The organism is Streptomyces sp. NPDC047085, from assembly GCF_040643735.1.
Classification (GTDB): Bacteria; Actinomycetota; Actinomycetes; order Streptomycetales; family Streptomycetaceae; genus Streptomyces.
Genome location: NZ_JBEYUW010000006.1, coordinates 36,099 through 56,895, shown reverse-complemented (window position 1 = coordinate 56,895; position 20,797 = coordinate 36,099). Strand labels below are relative to the sequence as shown.

At 69.1% G+C, this 20,797-nt stretch carries 17 protein-coding genes and 5 pseudogenes; 10 read left to right on the top strand and 12 right to left on the bottom strand.

The features are described from left to right. Nucleotides 1-37: 37 nt before the first annotated feature. Nucleotides 38-397, bottom strand: a complete 360-nt coding sequence (locus ABZ865_RS21550) for a cupin domain-containing protein (protein ID WP_361232441.1) — start codon at nt 395-397, stop codon at nt 38-40. Between the two features lie 405 nt (nt 398-802). After that, the gene (locus ABZ865_RS21545) at nt 803-2,287 is read right to left on the bottom strand and encodes an MFS transporter (protein WP_361232439.1); all 1,485 of its coding nucleotides are present in this window, start codon (nt 2,285-2,287) and stop codon (nt 803-805) included. A gap of 258 nt (nt 2,288-2,545) precedes the next feature. Between ABZ865_RS21545 and ABZ865_RS21540 the strand changes: the two genes are divergently transcribed. Beyond that, the gene (locus ABZ865_RS21540; RefSeq protein ID WP_361232435.1) at nt 2,546-3,511 is read left to right on the top strand and encodes a pirin family protein; all 966 of its coding nucleotides are present in this window, start codon (nt 2,546-2,548) and stop codon (nt 3,509-3,511) included. Nucleotides 3,512-4,311: 800 nt separating this feature from the next. Beyond that, complete coding sequence (locus ABZ865_RS21535) at nt 4,312-4,668, top strand: hypothetical protein (protein ID WP_361232433.1); 357 nt, start codon at nt 4,312-4,314, stop codon at nt 4,666-4,668. A gap of 25 nt (nt 4,669-4,693) precedes the next feature. Here ABZ865_RS21535 and ABZ865_RS21530 read toward each other — a convergent pair. Together ABZ865_RS21530 and ABZ865_RS21525 are read right to left on the bottom strand one after the other, a co-directional pair. Further along, nucleotides 4,694-5,481, bottom strand: a pseudogene (locus ABZ865_RS21530) (IS5 family transposase); the annotation flags it as partial. Between the two features lie 195 nt (nt 5,482-5,676). Next, nucleotides 5,677-5,880, bottom strand: a complete 204-nt coding sequence (locus tag ABZ865_RS21525; RefSeq protein WP_014670069.1) for a cold-shock protein — start codon at nt 5,878-5,880, stop codon at nt 5,677-5,679. A gap of 840 nt (nt 5,881-6,720) precedes the next feature. On the opposite strand from ABZ865_RS21525, the gene ABZ865_RS21520 reads away from it, so the two are divergent. Beyond that, nucleotides 6,721-8,406, top strand: a complete 1,686-nt coding sequence (locus tag ABZ865_RS21520; RefSeq protein WP_361232430.1) for a ribonuclease J — start codon at nt 6,721-6,723, stop codon at nt 8,404-8,406. Nucleotides 8,407-8,653: 247 nt separating this feature from the next. Here the strand turns inward: ABZ865_RS21520 and ABZ865_RS21515 are convergent. The 3 genes and pseudogenes from ABZ865_RS21515 to ABZ865_RS21505 form a co-directional block, all read right to left on the bottom strand. Then, nucleotides 8,654-8,782, bottom strand: a pseudogene (locus tag ABZ865_RS21515) (maleylpyruvate isomerase N-terminal domain-containing protein); the annotation flags it as partial. A 326-nt stretch (nt 8,783-9,108) separates the two neighbouring features. Next, nucleotides 9,109-9,351 (bottom strand): DUF5302 domain-containing protein, encoded by a 243-nt coding sequence (locus ABZ865_RS21510; RefSeq protein ID WP_361232426.1) that lies wholly within the window; start codon nt 9,349-9,351, stop codon nt 9,109-9,111. 207 nt (nt 9,352-9,558) lie between these two features. Next, nucleotides 9,559-10,974 (bottom strand): DEAD/DEAH box helicase, encoded by a 1,416-nt coding sequence (locus ABZ865_RS21505; RefSeq protein WP_361232423.1) that lies wholly within the window; start codon nt 10,972-10,974, stop codon nt 9,559-9,561. Between the two features lie 522 nt (nt 10,975-11,496). Between ABZ865_RS21505 and ABZ865_RS21500 the strand changes: the two are divergent. Continuing rightward, nucleotides 11,497-11,717, top strand: a pseudogene (locus ABZ865_RS21500) (MerR family transcriptional regulator); the annotation flags it as partial. 741 nt (nt 11,718-12,458) lie between these two features. Here ABZ865_RS21500 and ABZ865_RS21495 read toward each other — a convergent pair. Further along, nucleotides 12,459-13,028 (bottom strand): TetR family transcriptional regulator, encoded by a 570-nt coding sequence (locus ABZ865_RS21495; protein WP_361232420.1) that lies wholly within the window; start codon nt 13,026-13,028, stop codon nt 12,459-12,461. 290 nt (nt 13,029-13,318) lie between these two features. Here ABZ865_RS21495 and ABZ865_RS21490 point away from each other — a divergent pair, with 290 nt between their 5' ends. From ABZ865_RS21490 to ABZ865_RS21465, 6 genes and pseudogenes are all read left to right on the top strand, one after another. After that, entirely contained in the window at nt 13,319-14,692 is a 1,374-nt protein-coding gene (locus ABZ865_RS21490) for a carboxypeptidase regulatory-like domain-containing protein (protein ID WP_361232417.1), read from the top strand. 224 nt (nt 14,693-14,916) lie between these two features. Beyond that, the gene (locus tag ABZ865_RS21485) at nt 14,917-15,807 is read left to right on the top strand and encodes an NAD(P)H-binding protein (protein WP_361232414.1); all 891 of its coding nucleotides are present in this window, start codon (nt 14,917-14,919) and stop codon (nt 15,805-15,807) included. 71 nt (nt 15,808-15,878) lie between these two features. Continuing rightward, nucleotides 15,879-15,971 (top strand): annotated as a pseudogene (locus ABZ865_RS21480) (IS5/IS1182 family transposase); the annotation flags it as partial. A gap of 107 nt (nt 15,972-16,078) precedes the next feature. After that, the gene (locus tag ABZ865_RS21475; RefSeq protein ID WP_361233688.1) at nt 16,079-16,312 is read left to right on the top strand and encodes a hypothetical protein; all 234 of its coding nucleotides are present in this window, start codon (nt 16,079-16,081) and stop codon (nt 16,310-16,312) included. Continuing rightward, nucleotides 16,309-17,064, top strand: coding sequence for an SDR family oxidoreductase (locus tag ABZ865_RS21470; RefSeq protein ID WP_361232411.1), 756 nt, complete (start codon nt 16,309-16,311; stop codon nt 17,062-17,064). Before ABZ865_RS21475 ends, ABZ865_RS21470 begins: the two co-directional genes overlap by 4 nt. Before the next feature lie 58 nt (nt 17,065-17,122). Continuing rightward, nucleotides 17,123-17,998, top strand: coding sequence for an ABC transporter substrate-binding protein (locus ABZ865_RS21465; protein ID WP_361232408.1), 876 nt, complete (start codon nt 17,123-17,125; stop codon nt 17,996-17,998). 180 nt (nt 17,999-18,178) lie between these two features. Here ABZ865_RS21465 and ABZ865_RS21460 read toward each other — a convergent pair whose 3' ends face one another. The 4 genes and pseudogenes from ABZ865_RS21460 to ABZ865_RS21445 all read right to left on the bottom strand — a co-directional run bounded on the left by ABZ865_RS21460 (nt 18,179) and on the right by ABZ865_RS21445 (nt 20,537). After that, the gene (locus ABZ865_RS21460; RefSeq protein ID WP_361233685.1) at nt 18,179-18,577 is read right to left on the bottom strand and encodes a helix-turn-helix domain-containing protein; all 399 of its coding nucleotides are present in this window, start codon (nt 18,575-18,577) and stop codon (nt 18,179-18,181) included. A 70-nt stretch (nt 18,578-18,647) separates the two neighbouring features. Continuing rightward, a pseudogene (locus tag ABZ865_RS21455) lies at nt 18,648-18,905 on the bottom strand (DJ-1/PfpI family protein); the annotation flags it as partial. A 514-nt stretch (nt 18,906-19,419) separates the two neighbouring features. Beyond that, entirely contained in the window at nt 19,420-19,791 is a 372-nt protein-coding gene (locus ABZ865_RS21450) for a nuclear transport factor 2 family protein (RefSeq protein ID WP_361232405.1), read from the bottom strand. 32 nt (nt 19,792-19,823) lie between these two features. Then, nucleotides 19,824-20,537, bottom strand: coding sequence for an SDR family oxidoreductase (locus ABZ865_RS21445; protein ID WP_361232402.1), 714 nt, complete (start codon nt 20,535-20,537; stop codon nt 19,824-19,826). Between the last annotated feature and the right edge of the window lie 260 nt (nt 20,538-20,797).

Genomic DNA, 20,797 nt, shown 5'->3' with positions numbered 1-20,797 from the left:
GGTGGCGGACGGTGGACCGCCCCACCGCCCCACCGCTCTAGTCCCCCTTGGCGTACACGTTGGCCATGGTCCCGGCGAAGTCGAACACCACGACCTGCTCGTCGCCCACCACCCAGGCGTCGTGGCCCGGGGAGCACACGAAGACGTCGCCGGGGCCGATCTCGGCCTCGCCGCCCTCGTCCATGGCGAGGTGCATCCGCCCCTTCACCACATAGCCGTTGTGGGGGACCATGCACTTCTCGGTGCCCGCGATCGGCGCAACGGACTCGGACCAGCGCCAGCCCGGTTCGAAGGTGCCCACGGCGAAGTCGAGCCCGGTCAGGTGCAGGGCTTCGAGGTGGCCGCGGGGGAAGTCACGCCGCTCGTCGGGCTTGTCGACCGTCTTCACTTCCAGCATGACGGTGTCCTCCCTTCCGGCCGCTCACCACGGCCGGGGCCGGCCTCCGCCCCCGGCGACTCGGACGGCACCGACGCGACGGCGACCGTGCCCCACGCTTCCATCGTCGGCCCGACCCTACGGGGACGCCATCCGGCACCTCGCGGACAACGATGTCAGCGCGACCGGGATGCCTCTGCACATCCCCACCTCCGCCTTCGCCTCCCGCGCGCTGCAACGGCACTGTCCTGGGCCGGAGTTCGCGGGAGGTCGGGAGTCGGGCGGCCATCGCGGTCGCCCGTCGGCTCGGCATGCGCGAGGACGGGGCACCTCACCGCTGAGGCGGCCGGGCCGATCCGGTGGCGGCCGCGCTCGCCGAGGGTATCCGCAGCGCCCCGGCGAGCCCGACCACACCGATCCGGCGAACTACGCCCCGGGCTGGGCGAGTTCGATCTCTGTCACCTGCGCCTCACCCACCGGGCTCTCCCCCGCCCCTACCCGGCGGGGGATGAACACAGCCACGAGCAGCGCCAGCACCGCCGCCCCCGAACCGACCGCCATGACGGTCTTGAAGCCGTTCTCGGAGGGCAGCCGGGTCGCGCCGAAGGCGGTGGTCATGTGGGCGAGGATCACGCCCGCGAGGGCGCTCGCGGTGGAGGTGCCGATGGAACGCATGAGGGTGTTCAGGCTGTTCGCCGCGGCCGTCTCGGACGGGTCCACGGCGCCCATGATCAGGGCGGGCATCGCGCCGTAGGCGAAGCCGATGCCGGCGCCGATGACGCAGGACGCGACGAGCAACTGCCAGACGGCGGCCATCATCACGATGCTGAGCCCGTACCCGCCGGCCACGATCACCGCGCCGCACATCAGGGTCACCTTCGGCCCCCACGTCCTGGAGATGAACGCGGAGACGGGCGCCATCGCCATCATGACCAGGCCGGTCGGGGCCATGACCAGGCCCGCGTCGAGCAGCGACTTGCCCAGGCCGTAACCGGTCGCCCGAGGCAACTGCAGGAGCTGCGGAAGGACGAGGGACATCGCGAACATCGAGAATCCGAAGGCGACCGAGGCGAGGTTGGTGACGAGCACCTGACGGCGGGCGGTGGTGCGCAGGTCCACCAGAGGCTGTGCGGCACGCAGTTCGTAGAGTCCCCAGGCGATCAGGACGACGACCGCGGCCGCGAACAGGCCGAGGGTGGTGCCGCTGCCCCAGCCCCAGTCGGCGCCCTTGGAGATCGCCAGCAGCAGGCAGACCAGACCGGTCGCCATCCCGATCGCGCCGGGCAGGTCGAAGCGCCCGCCGGTGCGCACCGACGACTCGGGCACGAACAGCAGGACGAGGACGGCGGCGACGGCGCCGAGCGCGGCCGAGGTCCAGAACAGCATGTGCCAGTCGAAGTGGTCGGCGAGGAGTGCGGCGGCGGGCAGACCGAGGGCGCCGCCGACGCCGAGGGAGGCGCTCATCAGGGCGGTGGCGGAGCCGAGCCGTTCGGCGGGCAGTTCGTCGCGCATGATGCTGATGCCGAGCGGGATGACGCCGGAGGCCAGGCCCTGGAGCGCGCGGCCGACGATCATCGGGGCGAGCGTGTCGCTGAGCGCGGCCGTGACCGAGCCGGCGACCAGCATGACCATGCTGGTCAGCAGCATCAGCCGCTTGCCGTACATGTCGCCGAGCCGGCCCATGACGGGCGTGGCGACGGCGGCCGCGAGCAGCGTGGCCGTGACCGCCCAGGCCGCGTCCGAGGCCGGGGCGTGCAGCAGCTCGGGAAGTTCGGGGACGATCGGGATGACCAGGGTCTGCATCAGCGAGACCACGATCCCGCCGAGGGCCAGCACCGCTACGACGACGTTCGTGCGCGGTGCGGTGGGGGACTCCCCCGCCTGGGTGGGCCGGGGTCGTACAGGGGACATGCTCGGGCCTCCGTCGGGACGCGCGGAATGCGGGGCAGGAACTCCCCGAATGTAAGTCAGTTGCTTGACTTAAGCAAGGAGACTCTTCGCCGACTGTGGCAGCGTCTCCGGTACTGCGCCCCTGGTACTGCGCCCCGGTATTGCGCCCCCCGGTGCGTGTCCTGCTCCGTCTCACCGGTGCCGCCGGACGGCTCGTTACCTGCGAGCCGGATCCCGGTCGCTCGGCAACGGTGACGGGCTGCCGCTAAGTTGGGCGGCATGAGCAACCTTGACCGCGCGCCCGAACCGAGCGTGTGCGGCGGCCGCGGATTCGTCGTCGCCGAACCCGTGCGCGAGCTGCTGAGCCCCCGTCACGTCCAACTCGGCGAGTCGACCGAGGTGCGCCGACTGCTGCCGAACCTCGGCCGGCGCATGATCGGCGCGTGGGCGTTCGTCGACCACTACGGCCCCGACGACATCGCCGACGAGCCCGGCATGCAGGTCCCGCCGCATCCGCACATCGGGCTGCAGACGGTCAGCTGGCTGCACGAGGGCGAGGTGCTGCACCGCGACTCCACCGGGAGCCTCCAGACGATCCGCCCGAAGCAGCTGGGCCTGATGACCTCGGGCCGGGCGATCAGCCACTCCGAGGAGAGCCCGAAGCCGCATGCCCGGTTCCTGCACGGCGCGCAGCTGTGGGTCGCCCTCCCGGACGAACACCGCCACACCGAGCCCCGGTTCGAGTTCCACGCGGAGCTGCCCACGGTCACCGCGCCGGGCCTGACCGCGACGGTGATCCTCGGCGACCTCGACGGATCCTCCTCCCCCGGTACGACGTTCACCCCGATCGTCGGCGCCGACCTCGCCCTCACCCGGGGCGCCGACGTCCGCCTCCCCCTCGACCCCGACTTCGAGTACGGCGTCCTGGCGATGTCCGGCGAGGTCCACGTGGACGGCGTACCGGTCCTCCCCGGCTCGATGCTCTACCTCGGCTGCGGGCGCACCGAACTCCCCCTCCGCGCCGAGTCGGACGCCGGAATCATGCTCCTGGGCGGCGAACCGTTCGCCGAGGAGCTGATCATGTGGTGGAACTTCGTCGGGCGTACACAGGAGGACATCGCCCAGGCCCGCGAGGACTGGATGAAGGGAACCCGTTTCGGTGAGGTGAAGGGCTACGCCGGGAGTCCGCTGCCCGCGCCGGAGCTGCCGCCGGTGCCGTTGAAGCCACGAGGAAGGGTCCGCTGACCCTGGAAAGCCCGAGTCTCCCGTCCAGGGGGTCCGAGACCGTGTCTACGCCCGTCCGGCCACGAGGACCCCTGGTGGCGAGGGCCCTTGGATGCTGCCGCACGGACTCCTCCGAGGCTGTCCGCGTTTCCAAGGTCTGGGCATCTGAGGGCAGCTTTGGCTGGACGAATACTGACCCAATGCTAACTTTACTGATGAGTCATCAGAACATGGTGAAGCGGTGTGGTCGCCCCTTGATGCTCGGCATGGGGGTCAGATCGTCTGCATGCCGTAGTCGGCTGATGCTGCCTCCGGAGCCGATCAGCCTCGGGGCCAGCCGTCGCATGCCGACCACTCGAGTGGTTGTGGGAACCCAACAGGTTCAAGTGGAGTGACGAACGTCCGACCCTTGCGGCCTGTAGGTCGGCCCGGAGAGTTCCGGCCGCGGCATAGACGACTGGGGTGACGTCGCCCTGCCAGGCCAGGTCGGCGCGGGTGCGCCCAGCCCCAACACATGCAGGGCGCCGATCACCTTGCTCCGATCCACGTCCCACTTCGGGATACTCGCAGTCGATATCACTACCAGTAACACGCACCACAAGAGCGGGCCGGCCATCGAACTCCGCCCGACCTCATCGACGAGGCCGCCGAGATCCTGAACCGTCATCTGAGCAACTCAACGCACCAAGCCGACTGACCGCGCCGCAGGCCGGATGCCCTGTTCACCAACCACGGCTACGCCCACAAGGTCTGTGCCGTTTCTTTTGGTGCCTGTCGGTCGTCAACGTTGTCTTGCCATTGCGGTGTGAGAGCCTCCGGGCATGAGTTACGACTTGGCTGTCTGGGAAGGAGAGTGGCCGGCGGACGACAGGACCGCCGGTCGAGTCTTCACGGATCTCTTCGACCGCTACCTGGACACAGAGGTGGGTTCTCCTCCGACCGAGCGCATCGCGGCTTATGTTGCCGCGCTTGCTGAGCGGTGGGGTGACGTGACTGATGATGCGGGGGACGCCTCGCCGTGGGCCGCAGGGCCGTTGATCGGCGGGGCCGGTGGCCCGCTCGTCTACTTCCCGATGAGTTGGAGCAGGGCTGAGGAGGTCTCTGCTTGGGCAGCGGCCCTCGCGGGCTCGATGGGGCTGGTCTGCTTCGATCCTCAGCAGAATCGACGCAGGCCCTGACGGTCTTGGTCAGGCGGCGGTGTCCGATCAGAAGCGCCGCCAGACCGACGAAGGCGAGGAAGTGCTCGGCCTTGCGCTCGTAGCGGCGGTGCAGGCGGCGGCATCCGGCGAGCCAGGAAACCGTCCTCTCCACGACCCAGCGGTGGTGGCCCAGCAGCCGCGCGGAGGACTCGATGCCTTTGCGGGCGATGCGGTGGCGGATTCCGCGCTTTCGTAGCCATCGGCGCAGGTGGTCGTAGTCGTATCCCTTGTCGGCGTGGAGCTTGGCCGGACGTCGGCGGCGCGGACCGCGTCGGGTACGGATGGGCGGGATGCCTCGTACGAGAGCTTTCAGACCGAGGCTGTCGTGCATGTTGGCGCCGGAGATGCCCAGTGACAGGGGCAGCCCGTTCCGGTCGGTGATCAGGTGGATTTTCGATCCGCTCTTGCCGCGGTCGGTCGGATTCGGTCCGGTAAGTGGCCCCCTTTTGCCGCCCGGACGCTGACGGAGTCGATCGCGCACCGCGACCAGTCCAGTTCACCGTGGGCGCCGAGTTCGTCGAGGACGACCCTGTGGAGCCTGGCCCAGACCCTGGCCCGGCTCCACTGGGCGAAACGCCGGTAGACCGTGGGCCAGGCAGGCCCGAACACCGGCGGCAGTTGACGCCAAGTGCAGCCCGAGGTGGCCACGAAGATGATTGCCGCAAGGGTCTCGCGGTCACCTATCCGCCGCCGACCCCCGCCCTGCGGACGCTTCACCTCCGTCGGCGGTACCACCCGCCGGAACAGCGCCCACAACTCGTCCGGCACCAGCCGCTCAACCAGATCCGTCATGCACGGTTCAACGACCGATCACGCCAAAAGAAACGGCGTCTAATGCGTCGGGCGACCTGAGTGTCAAACAACGGGTGTCCATTTTGCCCGTCCCAGGCCAGCGCCCGGCAGCACCCCGCAGTCAGATGAACCGTCGTGCGACGGTAAGGGCCCGGCGTCCCGAAGCCGGGATGCCGGGCCCTTACCGGGGCGCGATCAGGCGGGGCGGATGTTCTCAGCCTGCGGGCCCTTCTGGCCCTGTGTGACGTCGAACTCGACCTTCTGGCCCTCCTGCAGCTCGCGGTAGCCCTGGCTGGCGATGTTGGAGTAGTGGGCGAAGACGTCGGGGCCGCCGCCCTCCTGCTCGATGAAGCCGAAGCCCTTCTCGCTGTTGAACCACTTCACTGTGCCCTTGGCCATGACTGTCTCCTTTGAGGGAAACCGGGCACGCACCCTGCGTGACCGGGAGGTGATCGCCCTGGTCCGGAGAGGCGCTGAACAGCAAGAACGCCCGTGAGGCGATCACGGGCGAACGGAACTTCGGAACCACGACTGCTGATCACAACGCTATAACGGCATGACGGAAGCCGCTAGCGAAAACGCGCCAGCATCCGGCCCGGAACGAAGGGCTGGATCGCCCGTGAGGCTCGGCCGATGGCGATCAAGCAGTTTCGCGCCCTTCTTCTGCACAAGGATGCGGCGAGGCATGGCCTCTCCCCGCCGCCGACTGTTCTCCGGGTGGGCCCCACCGATCATGCGTGACCGGCCCCTCCCCACACGACGTCACCTTCGACTTCCCGGAACCGGCTCGAGACCACGGACGAGCCGCCCCCGCGCGACCTCGTCGTCAAGTTCGATGGGGCACCACATCGGCTTCCAGCATGTCGGGCGGGGGCGGCAAGCGCTTCTGGGACACCGCCATCTGTCTGCCATGCGAAGGGAGCTGCCTCGGGGCCCTCTCAGCCCACTTGCTCCTGAGCGCCGAGGACACCCGAGTCTCGACTACTGCGAGTGGACCAGTGCCGAGGCCCGCCGGGAGGCAGCGAACGCCGGAAAGCACGACAGGGTGCACGAGATCTTCTCCAGCACCGGGCGAACGGTTCGGCCACGGAAGGTGGTACCGCTTTCACCGCTCCCTGTCCCCGGTCGCCGGCGTGATCCGATCGTGCCGAGGCACGCTGCGGGTGCCCCGCTCCGTCGGGAAAAGGAGATCGCACAGGCAATGGATCACCTGTCCCGCTCTCCGGGTACCGTCAGGGTATGAGTCATCCGCACCCCGAGCTGAAAGCCGCCCCGCCCCTTGCCGAAGGAGGGCTGCGGGTCATCGCCCTGGGCGGCCTGGGTGAGATCGGCCGCAACATGACCGTCTTCGAGCACGCGGGCAAGTTGCTCATCGTCGACTGCGGCGTGCTGTTCCCCGAGGAGACCCAGCCCGGCGTGGACGTGATCCTGCCGGACTTCACCTCGATCCGGGACCGGCTGGACGACATCGTGGCCGTGGTACTCACCCACGGCCACGAGGACCACATCGGCGGCGTGCCGTACCTGCTGCGCGAGCGGTCCGACATTCCCCTTGTCGGCTCCAAGCTGACGCTGGCGTTCCTGGAGGCCAAGCTCAAGGAACACGGCATCCGGCCGCGCACGGTGCGGGTGCGGGAGGGCGACCGGCGTAAGCTCGGGCCCTTCGACTGCGAGTTCGTGGCGGTGAACCACTCCATCCCCGACAGCCTGGCGGTCGCGATCCGCACCCGGGCCGGGATGGTGCTGCACACCGGCGACTTCAAGATGGACCAGTTCCCTCTCGACGACCGCATCACCGATCTGCGCGCCTTCGCCCGCCTCGGCGAGGAGGGCGTGGACCTGTTCCTCACCGACTCCACCAACGCCGAAGTGCCCGGCTTCACCACCTCCGAGCGAGAGCTGAACCCGGCGATCGAGCAGGTGATGCGCACCGCGCCGCGCCGGGTCATCGTCTCCAGCTTCGCCAGCCACGTGCACCGCATCCAGCAGGTCCTGGACGCCGCCCACGAGCACGGCCGCAAGGTCGCCTTCGTCGGCCGCTCCATGGTCCGCAACATGGGCATCGCCCGTGACCTGGGCTATCTGAAGGTCCCCTCCGGTCTGGTCGTGAGCACGAAGGAGCTGGAGAATCTCCCGGACCACAAGATCACTCTGGTGTGCACCGGCTCCCAGGGCGAACCCATGGCCGCGCTGTCACGGATGGCCAACCGCGACCACATGATCCGCATCGGCAAGGACGACACCGTGCTGCTCGCCAGCTCCCTCATCCCCGGCAACGAGAACGCCATCTACCGGGTGATCAACGGACTCACCCGGTGGGGCGCCCACGTGGTCCACAAGGGCAACGCCAAGGTGCACGTCTCCGGGCACGCCAGCGCCGGCGAACTCGTCTACTGCTACAACATCGTCAAGCCCCGCAACGTGATGCCCGTGCACGGCGAATGGCGCCACCTGCGGGCCAACGCCGACCTCGCCATCCGCACCGGTGTCGACCCCGACCGGGTCGTCATCGCCGAGGACGGCGTCGTCGTCGACCTGGTCGACGGACGCGCGTCCATCACCGGCAAGGTCCCCGCCGGCAACGTCTACGTCGACGGCATGGAAGTCGGCGGCGCCACCGAAGCGTCCCTCAAGGACCGCCTCACCCTCGCCGCCGAAGGCGTGGTCACGGTGGTGGCGATCGTCGACGCGGACACCGGCGCCCTCGCCGAGGCCCCCGACTTCCTGGCTCGCGGCTTCGTACACGACGACACGACCTTCGAGTCGGTCATCCCGGTCATCGAGAAGACCCTGGCCACCGCGGCCGAGGAAGGCGTCGGGGACGCCCGCCAACTCGAACAGCTCCTCGCCCGCGCCGTCGCCAACTGGGCGTTCCGCACCCACCGTCGCAAGCCGCTCATCATCCCCGCCATCATCGACGCCTGAGCCGCGGCCCGGCAGCACGGTCCGCGGTTCCGGCGGCGGCCCCGCGAGCATCGAGGTCGGGCACGCCCGGACGGGACGGTGGCGAAGGCGCCGGGCTCGACGAGGCGGATCGCCTCGCCGTGGGCGGCCGGCAGGTCCGCGAGGGAGTCGGTGTTGCGGGCGACGGCCCTGTCACCGCGCTCCAGGGCCGCCTGCGCAACTCGCGGCCGAAGCCGCGAGAGGAACCGGTGACATGGCGGCGGTGCACCCCGCTCAGATGTTGCACAAGATCGGACAGCGTCCACTCAGGGCAGGCCGGCACCTGCACGTCGTGGCTGGGCACGAAGGCGACCGCTGCCCGGAACGCGACCGTCTGTGCGTCGTTCAGCCGCAGCAGGACGGGGAACGAATGTCCTTGCCACGCGGATGTCTACCGTCACCCGGACAACCGCAGTCGATTTTCACAGCGGTACAGGGGCACGCAAGGCGCGCGACAACCGCCGCGTACCTCGGACAAGGCAGTGCCCTCATCCCGGAATTCCAGTTCGGCGGCGCCACCGACCCGAGCCAACCGCATCTGGGCCATTCCCCCCAGGCGAGTCCCCGGCTACGCCCCGCCCGCAACGCGCGCACGGGCATGCGCACGTCGCGGGCCACTGCACGGGACGCGCGAGTGGACCGCGCGAGTGCCGGTGAAGCGGTTAGATCGCGGGACTCATCGACTCAGCCGCCGCTCTTGCGCCTGAACGACCGCTGGCTCGCAGCCGGGCCGTGCGCCGAACGCACCTTCGACGCATGGGACTTGGCGGCAACATCAGCGGCATCCGCCTGCGCACCGCGCTTGCGCGCCAGGGCTTCGCGGAACTTGCGCTTGAGGTCGTAGTTGCCGTCGCTGTCCGGCTCCAGCGGGGACGTCTCGGGGGCAGCCGGCTCCGAACCTTCCGTAGATACGGGCTCTGCGGTCATGGTGACCTCCTGGGTTCGGGGGGGTGGGCAAGCACAGCTTGTCATGCCGGGCGCAGTGCGAGGCGCCGGCAACATCATCCTGCTCCGTTTCGGCGGGCATCCCTCCCGCGGCCAAAGGCGTTGACTTCGTAGGTGAGGCACACAGGACGGCTTCGGGCCGGGCCGAGGGTTGTCGATCCCGTGGCCAGGCTGCCAGGGCAACGGCTCTCAGCCGTTGCGACGCATGAGGGCGGCCCTGCGGGCCTCGGCGAGCTTGCGGGCCTCGCCCGCCTTTCGGGACTTGCCGCCGGCGCCGCGGGAGGTGCCCTTGCTGGTGCCGAGGCCGCGGAAGGGAGCATTGGTGTTCTTGGGTCGGGGGACGGTGGGCCCGCCGTCGAGCGGGATCCCGGAGGGAGTCTTGGCGCCGGTGATCCGGCTCAGCTCCGCCTCGCCCGAGCGCACCTTGGTGACGGTCGGCTCGATGCCGGCCCCGGCCATCATGCGGCTCGTCTCACGGCGCTGGCCCGCCAGCACGAGCGTGACCACGCTGCCGGACTCACCGGCGCGGGCGGTGCGGCCCGCCCGGTGCACATAGTCCTTGGCATCGGTGGGCGGGTCGACGTTGACCACGAGATCGAGGTCGTCGACGTGCAGGCCACGGGCCGCGACATTGGTCGCCACCAGAACGGTGATCTGGCCGTTCTTGAACTGCGCCAGGGTCCGTGTGCGCTGTGGCTGGGACTTGCCGCTGTGCAGGGCCCCGGCGTGCACACCGCTGGCCCGCAGATGCCGGGTGAGCTGGTCCACGGCGTGCTTGGTGTCGAGGAACAGCAGTACGCGGCCGTCGCGGGCGGCGATTTCCGTGATGACGGCGTAGCGGTCAGGGCCGTGGACGACCAGAACGTGGTGCTCCATCGTCGTGACAGTGCCCGCGGCCGGGTCGACCGAGTGAACGACGGGGTCGTGGAGGTAGCGGCGGACCAGTTGTTCGACGTCGCGATCGAGAGTGGCCGAGAAAAGCATCCGCTGACCGTCGGGGTGCACCTGGTCGAGCACGTCGGCAACCTGCGGCAGGAATCCCAAGTCGCACATCTGGTCGGCCTCGTCCAGCACGGTGATTCTCACCCGTCCCAGGCGGCAGGCGTTGCGCTCGATCAGGTCGTGCAGGCGTCCGGGGGTGGCGACGACCACCTCGACTCCCTGGCGCAGCGCGGCGACCTGCCGGCCGATCGACGTTCCGCCGACGACCGTGGCGATTCGCAGCCGCAGTGCCTCGGCGTACGGCGCCAGCGCCTGGGTGACCTGTTGGGCCAGCTCCCGGGTGGGCACAAGGATCAGAGCGAGGGGCTGCTTCGGTTCGGCGCGCCGCCCGACTGTACGTGTCAGCAGCGGCAGGCCGAAGGCGAGCGTCTTGCCTGATCCGGTGCGCCCGCGTCCCAGGATGTCGCGCCCCTCCAGGGCATCGGGCAGTGTGGCGGCCTGGATCGGAAAGGGTTCGCGCACCCCGAGTTCGCTCAGTGTCCGCAGCACCTCCGTCGGCAGTTCCAGACCGGCGAAGGTGACGGCCGGGAGCAGCGCCGGGGTCGTTGCACCGGGCTGGGCGGGACTGCCGTGAGCGATGCCGGAGTAATTGGGATGCTTCATAAACAGCCTTCCGCAAGGGAACGTACCGAGGAAGGCCCGGCAGGTTTGAACAGCCCACGCACAAGCCGAACGGAACAGACAGAATCGCCCACCGCGACGACCACGCAAACGCGTGAGACTAACACATGGCATAACCTCGCGCCGCTGATACCGATCGCCCCTGTGTACGGGTGCTGGGAGCGGGTCGGCCCGGAACAACCGTTCCCCTTGGAGAACGGGCCCCACCCCACGGGCGAGCTGTCGAGCCACGCATCGAGCCTTACGAGCGGGGCGCCGGGCGGGGCAGCAGACCCCTGCTGCGGGTGCAGGTCAGCAAACCGCCGCCGTCCGGCCCGATGCTGACCATTTGCTGACCCGGACGCGGCGATCAGCGCTTCGAGCTGCGGAAGCTCCCAAACGCTAGATCTTGGACTTATGCATGGTGCGCAGCATTCAGCACTCCTGGATGTTGCTGGCCATGAGGTTCGTAGCGCCGCTCGTCGGTGTCGACCTTCGAGTTGGTTGAAGCTCAACGATGGCGAGGTGCCAAATTCTGAGCTGATGCCGATCGGGGTCTTTGCCCAGCGCAGTGGTGTGACCTCCAGCGCGTTGCGGTTCTACGCCGACTCCGGGCTGCTGCCCCCTGCCGAAGTCGACCGATCTCGGGCTACCGCTACTACAGCGCTGACCAGGTGGCGCGGGCAACCGTGCTGCGCCAGCTCCGTGAGATTGCCATGCCCCGCGCTGGTGTCGAGGCGGTACTGGACGGGATCTGGCTCCGCGTGGCCGACCGGGAGGACCGGCATTGCCGTTTGCTGTCCGAGGAGTTCCCCGACTACCGGCTGATGCTCGCGTCAGGGCACGCAGCCTGCGTACGAATTGCGGCGGGATGGGAACAGGCCGCGTCGCGCTTGCCGCGCGACGCTTGAGCGAGTGCACCTCGATGCCGGCCCGGACGGCAAAGCGTCGTTGCCATTCACCGGTCTGCTGGTCGAGGCGGTACGGCCCTGGATCTCAGGCGACGGCTGTGGGAGCAGGGCGATATCGAGGCCCTGTCGAAGAGCGCGCATCATCAGCTGGATGTTCGTACGGGGCGCGTAGGTCGAGTCTGGATCGTGGTACCCGGCTGAGCCAGGTCCACAGCGCGCTGGATCGTCTTCAGCGACGCCGTCAGGGTTCCCGCATTGCTGTCACTGCCCGTTAGTAGCCACGTACAGGTCACTCGCCTGCATCTGGCTGCTGGCAGCGTGGGCGCCGGCCCCTGCGGACAGGATGAGCAAGCCGGCCAGGGAGAGGGTTGCAGAGGAGGCGGGGGTGGCTGGGGCTTGTCGAATTCCCTTAACTCAGGTCAGCCAAGGCGGTGGTCTGCAGGACGCCCTGGTCTTGATCGGCTGCGCCACCAAGCGGGGCGCCATCCATGGACTAACCCGCAGGACCGGACTACCAGCCCGGCTTCCCGAGTGCCGGGGTGATACCGAGACCCCGAAGTGGTCGGGGGCGCAGGCTCAGTCGGCCGTCGTGACCGCGTCCCTGATGAGGCGGCGGGCGGCCGCGTCGGTACGGGCGATGTCATGGGTCACCAAGCGGTCCTGGCACAGACCGCGCAGGCCGGAGACGAGGAGCGTGGCCGCTGTCCGCGCCTGCTGTGGCGGGTGACTCAGCCGGACGTAAGCCGCGGCGATCGGGCCGATCATGACCTCGACGGTCTCGGCCGCGATGTCGCCGTACTGCTCGGGATCGGTGGCGGCCAGGCTGAGCAGCTGCAGCAGCATGCGGACCGGCCCGGACTGCTCCCCGACGGTCATCGCCTCCCACAGGGTATGAGCCGCCTTGCGCAGCCCCGCGCTGTCGCGGACGTCGTCGAACATCGCGTGCGCGTCGGGACGGCAAGCGGCCAGCGCCTGGGCCAGCAGGTTCTCACGGCTGCCGAAGTAGTACAGAAGCATGCGCTTGGTGGTGCCGATCGACTCGGCGAGCGGACTCAGCGACATCTGCGCGACGCCGTGCTGCTGGAGGTGGTGCACCACCTGCTTCAGCAGCTCGGCGCGCTTCTCGGCGTTGACGGGGCGAGGCACGCTTTGACTGTACCGACCGGTACACGTAAGGTCCAGCAGACGTAAATGTTCCGATCGGTACGTTAATCGAGTGGCGCCATGGCGACGGTCAGGCGCGGCACAGCCGAGGGAGGCGCCGTGAAACTGGTTGGACCGCGAACAGTGGGGGACCACCGGTACCGGAGAGGCGGCCAAGTGGTGACAGGGGATCCGGTCGGCCGATTGTGCCGCGGTCTCTGCGGCATGGCCCGCCGTGGCGGCCAGGGGGTGGTCCTGTGAAACACCGGATCGCGCGTCCCCGGGGCATATCCGTGGCCAGAGTCCTCGTCGAGACCCTCACGATCCCGGCAGTGCTCTTCCTCGGCCTGCTGTTCAGCTTCCCCATGGCCTTCCACCAGCCTCAGCCCCACCACGCCAAGCTCGTGATCGCCGATCCCGCGGTGGAATACAGGGTCGAGACCGCACTGCAGCGGCAGCATCCCGGCGGGTTCGACGTCACCGCCGTCCCGGACGCCCGGGCAGCCCGCCGGGCGGTGCTGGACCGGGACGCCGCGGCAGGCTTCGCCGCCACGGGCAGACATGCCGTGCTCTACGTGGCCAAGGCCAACGGCGCGTCCCTCGAGCAGGTGCTGACCAAGGGCTTCACCCAGCTTGCGGCGCACAACCACCAGAAGCTCACCGTGACGGACGTAGCCCCCACGGTCAGCAAGGACGGGTCCGGCGCGACCCTGGTCTATTTCGGGATCGCCTGGAACGTCCCCGGCTACATACTCGCCACGACCCTGCTGCGGGCGGTGACCCTCAACCGGCGCAAGAAGCTGATCACTATCGTGGGCGTCGCCGGCCTCTTCAGCGCCGTGGGTTTCCTCGTCGGCGTGGGACTGGGCTTCTTCCCCAACGACCCCGCGGCCCTGGCGATCGCCTTCCTGCTCACCACGGCCGTGGCCACGTTCTCCCTCGGCATGGCGCCCTTCGTCAAGCACTTCTTCCCCCTGGCGGGTCTGGGCCTGTACGTCGTGCTCAGCGTTCCCTCCAGCGGTCTGGTCCCCGTGCAGCTGCTGCCGGGGTTCTTCCAGGCCCTGCACGCCGTCATGCCGCTGGGCAACGCGGTCGACGCCCTGAGAGGAGTGCTGTACTTCGACGGTGTCGGGGTGCTGAAGCCGGTCCTCGTGCTGTGCGGGTGGATCACCGCGGGTTGGGCGCTGCTGGGCCTGGACGCCTGGCACCACCACCGCATGGCCGTACGACGGGGAGCGCAGGACGAGCCGCAGGACATTCCCGAACCGCCGGTGGAGGACCCCTCCCTGGAGACGCCCACACCCACCGCGCTACCGGTCCACCCCCACCACTTCGGCGAGCCGTTGCCGATGCTGGAGGGCACCGTCTACGACGGCGAACAGCAGCCCGTCCGCCATGCCGCGGTGACCGTCATGGACACCGGCGGCCGGCAGTTGGTGCGGACCACGACGAACGCGCGCGGCGAGTACGCCGTGACCGGACTGCCCGAGGGATACATCAGCGTCGTCGTGTCGCACCCCGGCCGGGACCCCCTGGTCCACCAGAAGCTGCTGCAGTCCGGGGTGGCCGTCCGGGCCGACTTCACCCTGCACGACCGGCGCAACGGCACGTCAGTCCGCGCGGGCGCTCAGCGCCTCGACCTCGGACACGCGAGACACGGATCCTGAGACCACACGGATGGCGCCAGCCGGGGCCGACGAGGTCGATGTGCCCTGCTCGATGCACACCGCGACGATCTTGGTTTCCCGGGAAGTCGCCGCGCCGCGTGGCGGTGGCCCCCGGCGCCATCGCACGGCTAGAGGATGCGGCCGAAACCATCGCTCTCTTTGCTGGACGTAAGCGGAAAACAAGAACGCCGGGATCGGCAGCGGCCCGGGCTGGAGGGAAACACATGTCTGACAAGAATCACCCCACGGTGGCGGTCACCGGGGTGACCGGTGCGCTCGGCAGCCGGATCGCGGCCCGACTCGCCGACCACGGCGTCCCGCAACTCCTCGTCGGACGTAGTCCCGACCGCATGCCCGAACTGCCAGGCGCCCAGCGACGCGGTCCGGCCGCCTACGCCGACGCCGCAGACATGCGCAGGGCGCTCGAGGGCGCGTCGACCCTCATCCTGGTCTCCGGACACCGTACGGGTCGCCGGCTGGAAGAACACGCCACCGCGGTCGAGGCCGCGATCGCGGTCGGCGTGGGCCGGGTCCTGTATGTGTCCCTCGTCAGCGCGGCGCCCACCGCCACCTACCTCAACGCCCGTGACCAGTGGCTGACCGAACAGTTCCTGGCAGGGACCGGGATCCGCCACACAGTGCTCCGGGCGGGCTTCTACGCGGCGACGCCTGCCGCCCTCGCCAACGAGGAACTTGTCGTAAGCGGCCCCGCGCCGACAGGCCGGGCCGCCTTCGTCACCCACGAGGACATCGCCGACGTGATCACGGCCGTCGCCATCGAGGACGGTCCCCGCTCCGAGCACGACGGCGCGACCCTGGAGATCACCGGGCCCGAGGCCCTGACTCTCGACGAGGCTGTCACCCGGATCGCCGCAGCCACCGGTCGGCCCTACCGCTACGAACCCGAGACCCTCGAGGAAGCCTTCGCGCGGCGATGGCGACTGGGCATGAGCGGGGAACAGATCGAGACCTGGATCTCGTGGTATCAGGCGATCGAGAGGGGCGAGGTTTCCGTGGTCACCGACGTGGTTCCTCGACTCACCGGCTCACCGGCTACCCCGATCTCGAACGCAGCCTGGTGGCCTGCGCCGAACACCGCCCGGGGTACCGCCTGAGTTGAGGCGGAAGCGAAGCCAAGGCGGTGCCCTGTGTGGTGAGGCGGTCGTTGGGCTGTGCATGGAGCGGGGTGAGTTGGGTCGTGCCGGACGGTCTATTGGGGATCGCAAAGCCGCTGATGCCGCGGTCCAAGGTGCGGCAACAGTGTGGCGGGACGCACGACAATCGACGGTGCCGCGAACTGCTCACGCAGGCGGTCGGCCGCGCGCACGAGATCGTCGGAGCTGACCTGCTGCCGGCCAGCTGTTCCGGGAGGGACACCGGCAGGGCTTGCTGCCGGCGCCGCCCGAGCTGCTGAGTGAGATCACACGCGGCGCGTTGGAGCGGCTGCTCATGTCGGAGTTGCCGCGCGATCTGGACTGGACCGCGGCCGATCTGCTGCGGGCGACCGTCGACACCGTGCTGTACGGGGCGATCCGCCCGACAGGCCGGGGCATCGACGACGAAAGACCCCGGGCGGTCATCCCGACGGCCCGCGACGACGATCAGGAGGTGGGGCCATGACCGGGACGACCGGCAGGGTGGCATTGGTGACGGGGGCCAGCAGCGGAATCGGCGCGGCCACGGCGCGACTTCTGGCCGCGCGAGGAATGCGCGTGGTGGTCAACTACCTCCGCAACACCAAGGCGGCCGAGGAGGTCGTGGCCGACATCGAGGCCGCGGGCGGCCAGGCCATGGCCATGCAGGCCGACGTGCGCGAGGAGGCGGCCGTCGAGAGCATGGTCGGACAGGTCCAGGCAGCTTGGGGCGGCATCGACGTGCTCGTGCACAACGCGCTCATCCCGTATGCGGTCAAGCCGTTCCAGGACATGACGTGGGAAGAACTGGGCGGCAAGATCGACGCCGAGATGCACGCGGCGTTCGCGGTCACCAAAGCCGTACTGCCCACGATGACCGAACGAGGGTGGGGACGCCTCATCTACATCGGCACCGGACTCAGCCGCCTGCCTCGGGCGGGCATGATCGCGCTGGGCGTTTCCAAGGCCGCACTCGAGCAGTTCGCCCGGTATCTCGCCCAGGAACTCGGCCCGCAGGGCATCACGGTCAACGTCGTCTCGCCCGGCCCGGTGGAGTCCCGCACCGCCGATGCCGTACTCGACGACGCGACGAGGCAGCGGCAGGTGGCCGCCACCCCCTTGGGCCGCCTGGCCCACCCGGCCGATGTCGCCCAGGCGGTCGCCTTCTACGCCGCCGAGGACAACTCCTTCATGACCGGTACCACGGCCGCGGTCAACGGCGGCATGGCCATGTACTGACGCCCCGCTGACCTCCGCGCACACGGCCGAACCCTTAAACGATCAAGGAAAGACGTTCATGCACACGATCGACCTGGCCTACGTCGGACGAGGCCTGCACGAGGAGCTGGCCGCCTACATCGCCGACCAGCAGGACTACTACGCCGAGGAGGGGGTCCACGTCGCGCTGCGCGACGGCTGCAACTGGGACGTGGAACGGCTGCGCCGCTGCGCCACCATCGGGCTCGGCCGGGCACTGCTGTCACGACTGACCGACGGCACCCCGTGGGTCGCACTCAGTGTCAACACCCACCGCCCGCTGTTCTGGTTCCTCGCCCGCCCCGGCCTGACCTCCCTGGCCGACCTGGCCGGGCGACGGCTGGCGGTCCACGCCCCGCACACCCCGCCCGGCGCATTCGCCCGGATCGTGCTGCGAAAGGCCGGCCTTGACCCGGACCGTGACGTGAAGACCATCGTCCGCTCGCCCGGCGACTACGGCATGGATCTGCGCCGGCTCAACGACGGCAGCATCGACGCCGCCTACGTCGGCAGCACCATGGCACCGGAGGCGGTGGCCGCCGAGCATGGCTGGCAGGTGCTGGCCTGGGTCGGCGACCACTTCCAGATCCCCACCGTGGGCGTGGCCGTCGACCCCACCTACATCTCACCGGACGACCCTGCGGTCCTGGCCGTCGTACGAGCCCACCGGCGCGCCCTTCAGGTGATCCACGACGACCCCGACACCACGGTGCGCCACATGCAGACGTTCCTCGGCGGACAGACCGCGGAAGAGGCCCGAGCCCACTACGACACGTTCATCGCGCCGTACTTCACCACGGACGGCCAGGCCGACCTCGCTGTCGGCGACAAGGCGATCACCGCGGTCGCCGCCGAACTCGGCGTCCCTGCCACCGTCACCGCGGCCGAGTTCTACCGCACCGCGGCCACAGCCTAGGCATGAGGAGTCGAGTCGTAGCGTGCGAAGCCCTGGGCCCGCGGGCCGATGTGTCACTCCGGTGACCGCGACCGCGGCGTGGTTCTTCTCAGGTATGGGTTTCCTCCCTCCGAGCCGCCGTCGATCAGGGCCCTCCCGCCTCCGCGGTCTTCCACCGGCGACCAGCACAACGGTCACGGACTACGCCGAGCCCGCCTCGGAAGTGCCCACGCCGGTCGTGCGGAAACTGGCCCGGAACGCACCAGGTGTCACACCCAGCTGCCGTAGAAACGCTCTGCGAAGCGACTCCGGTGAGCCGAACCCTGTGTGCCGGGCTACCACAGCCATGGGGTCATCACAGGTCTCCAGCAGCACCTGGGCTTCGGGGCTCTCGGCGACCGCGTCCAGGACCTGGCGGAGTATCTCTTGGCCGCTGTGCGGGGCACGGGAGCGGACGCTGAACTGGGACGGGCCACTCGGTCGTTGCATGAAGACGACCATGTCCTCGGCGACCGCCCGAGCGACCTCCGCGCCGTAGTGATCTTCGACGAGCGCCAGCGACAGGTCGATACCGGCGCTGACGCCCGCCGATGTCGTCATCCGCCAGCACGGCACGACGGCCGTCCAGAAGTCCGGCCGCGGCCAGCAGAAACGCTCCCGTGCACACCGTTGCCGTACAACGGGCCTTCTCATTCAGCTGCTGGACGGCATCCAGGAGGGCGTCGTCCTTGATCAGCGTCTCCCAATCCGGACCGCCCGGGATCACCAGAACGTCGCACGATTCACGTACCTCATCGACACGCAGGTCAGCGCTGAGGCGGGTCCCGGCGGAGGTGACCACCTCCGCCCCGTCCTCGGACGCGAGCTGCACCCGATAGCGCCCGCTGAACTCGTTGGCCGACGCGAACGCCTCGATGGGACCGGTCACATCGAGCAGCCGCACGCCCGGGAAGACCAACACAGTCACGGTGAGCGGGCCCGTTCCTGGGCGCTCGTTGACCACGACCGGCTTGTTCCCTGCTGGGAGGTAGATCCTCCCAGTCCGCCGCCACGCCGCGTCCCCAGGCGATATTCGAGCACGTGGCGAACTCGACGGCGCCCGGCAGGCGAGTGACCCACCTCACGACCGAACGGGACCTGAGGGAGGCACTTCGGGGCGGGAGCCTCCGCAGCGCCTGCACGTGCAAATCGGCTCGGTAGCTTCGATGTCAGCAGTCCTACCCGCACGGTCGGGGTGGAGCAGCCCGGCCGAGACTCGGACCGCGGAGAAGGAGCCGCTGGCACGCTTCCGCAGTGGGAGAAGGCGTCGCTGACAGCACAGGTACACGCCACACCGGTCACCCCACTCAGGGGCACGGTGCGGCGCAACCCGGGTGCGAAGCGCCCGTTGAGCGGGCGTCAACATGCGCCAGAGACGAGGTCGGTTGATCTGGCCGAACAGGCTAATCCAGGCGGGATACCTGATAGTGGCCGATGGACCAGTCGTCCCCTGTGCGGACAACGAGGACTGAGAGTTTCACGTCCAGCGGGGGCCGGTCCGTGAACGAGAACTCGACGGCGAGGTAGCCGAGGACGAGGTCGTCGGCGTGCCGCCTGGTCTCGAGGATCTGGTATGCCGCCTTCATGCCGAGGGGCTGGGAGTCGTAGTAGTCGGCGACGCCCTGGCGTCCGACGCTGTAGGGGTGCAGCCCCTGGAAGACGGCGTCCTCGGTGAAGAGGGCGGCGACGCGGTCGGGCTGGTGCGCGTCGACCGCGGCCTTCCACTGGTCGAGCACTCCGCTCAGGATCTCCGCGTCGTCGGTCGTGGCGGTCATGTCCACTCCTTGGTCCAAGACTCGGTGTACGGTCAGTGTCCGGCGCTCATGCCTCCGTCGACATGGAGGATCTCGCCGGTGACGAAGGGCGCCTTCTCCAGGTAGAGCACGGCGTCGACGATGTCGCTCACTTCACCCATCCGGCCGACCGGGTGCAGGGCGGCGAGGAACTCATGGGTCTCCTCGGGGTGCATGGGGGTCTTGATGGTGCCCGGCGACACCGCGTTGGTGCGGATACCACGGCGGGCGTACTCGATGGCGAGGGACTTGGTCGCGGACTGCAGGCCGCCCTTGGTCAGAGAGGCAAGCACCGAGGGCACCCTGGAGTCAGCGCTGTCCACCAGGCTGGTGGTGATGTTGACGATGTGACCGCCGCCCTGGGCGAGCATCTGCTCGACCGCCAGCTGAGTGATACGGAAGAAACCGTTCAGGTTCACGCCGATCACGGCCGCATAGTCGTCGAGGGTGTAGTCGGTGAAGGGCTTGGCGACGAAGACGCCCGCGTTGTTCACCAGGGTGTCGACCCGGCCGAACCGCTCCACCGCGGCGGAGATGACACGGTCGGCGGTGGACTGATCCGCGACGTCCCCCTGGACGTTGACGACCTCCGCGTCGTCCGAGGGTGCGATGGTGCGGGAGGTGGCGACGACCGCGTACCCGAGTGCGCGGTAGCCGTCCACCAGTCCGGCGCCGATGCCCTGTGACGCGCCGGTGATGACGGCGACCTTCTGCTGCGCAATGCTCACGGTGATCTTCACTTTCGAGGTGGGAGGACTGTTCCGGACCGGTGGAAGAATTACTAGCCGACCGGTCGACTATTCGACGATAGGCAGCCGTGCGCCCGCGAGGCAACGGTTGGCGGCCCCTCCGCTGGGACTCGATTCCTTCCGTCTGGGAGGCCGTGGCTCTCAGTGCAGGTGAGGACGTCGCAGGTAGAGGACCACGGATTGCGTCGGCACCCGACGGATCGCGTCGGGCCCGACGGGTTGCGTCGGGACCGGGGAAC

What these genes read in the sequence shown, in the direction of transcription:
- ABZ865_RS21505 (WP_361232423.1), bottom strand. Translation starts at nt 10,974, where the DNA reads ATGAAGCATCCCAATTACTCCGGCATCGCTCACGGCAGTCCCGCCCAG.
- ABZ865_RS21525 (WP_014670069.1), bottom strand. Translation starts at nt 5,880, where the DNA reads ATGGCCAAGGGCACAGTGAAGTGGTTCAACAGCGAGAAGGGCTTCGGC.
- ABZ865_RS21510 (WP_361232426.1), bottom strand. Translation starts at nt 9,351, where the DNA reads ATGACCGCAGAGCCCGTATCTACGGAAGGTTCGGAGCCGGCTGCCCCC.
- ABZ865_RS21460 (WP_361233685.1), bottom strand. Translation starts at nt 18,577, where the DNA reads ATGACGACATCGGCGGGCGTCAGCGCCGGTATCGACCTGTCGCTGGCG.
- ABZ865_RS21465 (WP_361232408.1), top strand. Translation starts at nt 17,123, where the DNA reads ATGCACACGATCGACCTGGCCTACGTCGGACGAGGCCTGCACGAGGAG.
- ABZ865_RS21540 (WP_361232435.1), top strand. Translation starts at nt 2,546, where the DNA reads ATGAGCAACCTTGACCGCGCGCCCGAACCGAGCGTGTGCGGCGGCCGC.
- ABZ865_RS21470 (WP_361232411.1), top strand. Translation starts at nt 16,309, where the DNA reads ATGACCGGGACGACCGGCAGGGTGGCATTGGTGACGGGGGCCAGCAGC.
- ABZ865_RS21520 (WP_361232430.1), top strand. Translation starts at nt 6,721, where the DNA reads ATGAGTCATCCGCACCCCGAGCTGAAAGCCGCCCCGCCCCTTGCCGAA.
- ABZ865_RS21485 (WP_361232414.1), top strand. Translation starts at nt 14,917, where the DNA reads ATGTCTGACAAGAATCACCCCACGGTGGCGGTCACCGGGGTGACCGGT.
- ABZ865_RS21535 (WP_361232433.1), top strand. Translation starts at nt 4,312, where the DNA reads ATGAGTTACGACTTGGCTGTCTGGGAAGGAGAGTGGCCGGCGGACGAC.
- ABZ865_RS21450 (WP_361232405.1), bottom strand. Translation starts at nt 19,791, where the DNA reads ATGACCGCCACGACCGACGACGCGGAGATCCTGAGCGGAGTGCTCGAC.
- ABZ865_RS21545 (WP_361232439.1), bottom strand. Translation starts at nt 2,287, where the DNA reads ATGTCCCCTGTACGACCCCGGCCCACCCAGGCGGGGGAGTCCCCCACC.
- ABZ865_RS21550 (WP_361232441.1), bottom strand. Translation starts at nt 397, where the DNA reads ATGCTGGAAGTGAAGACGGTCGACAAGCCCGACGAGCGGCGTGACTTC.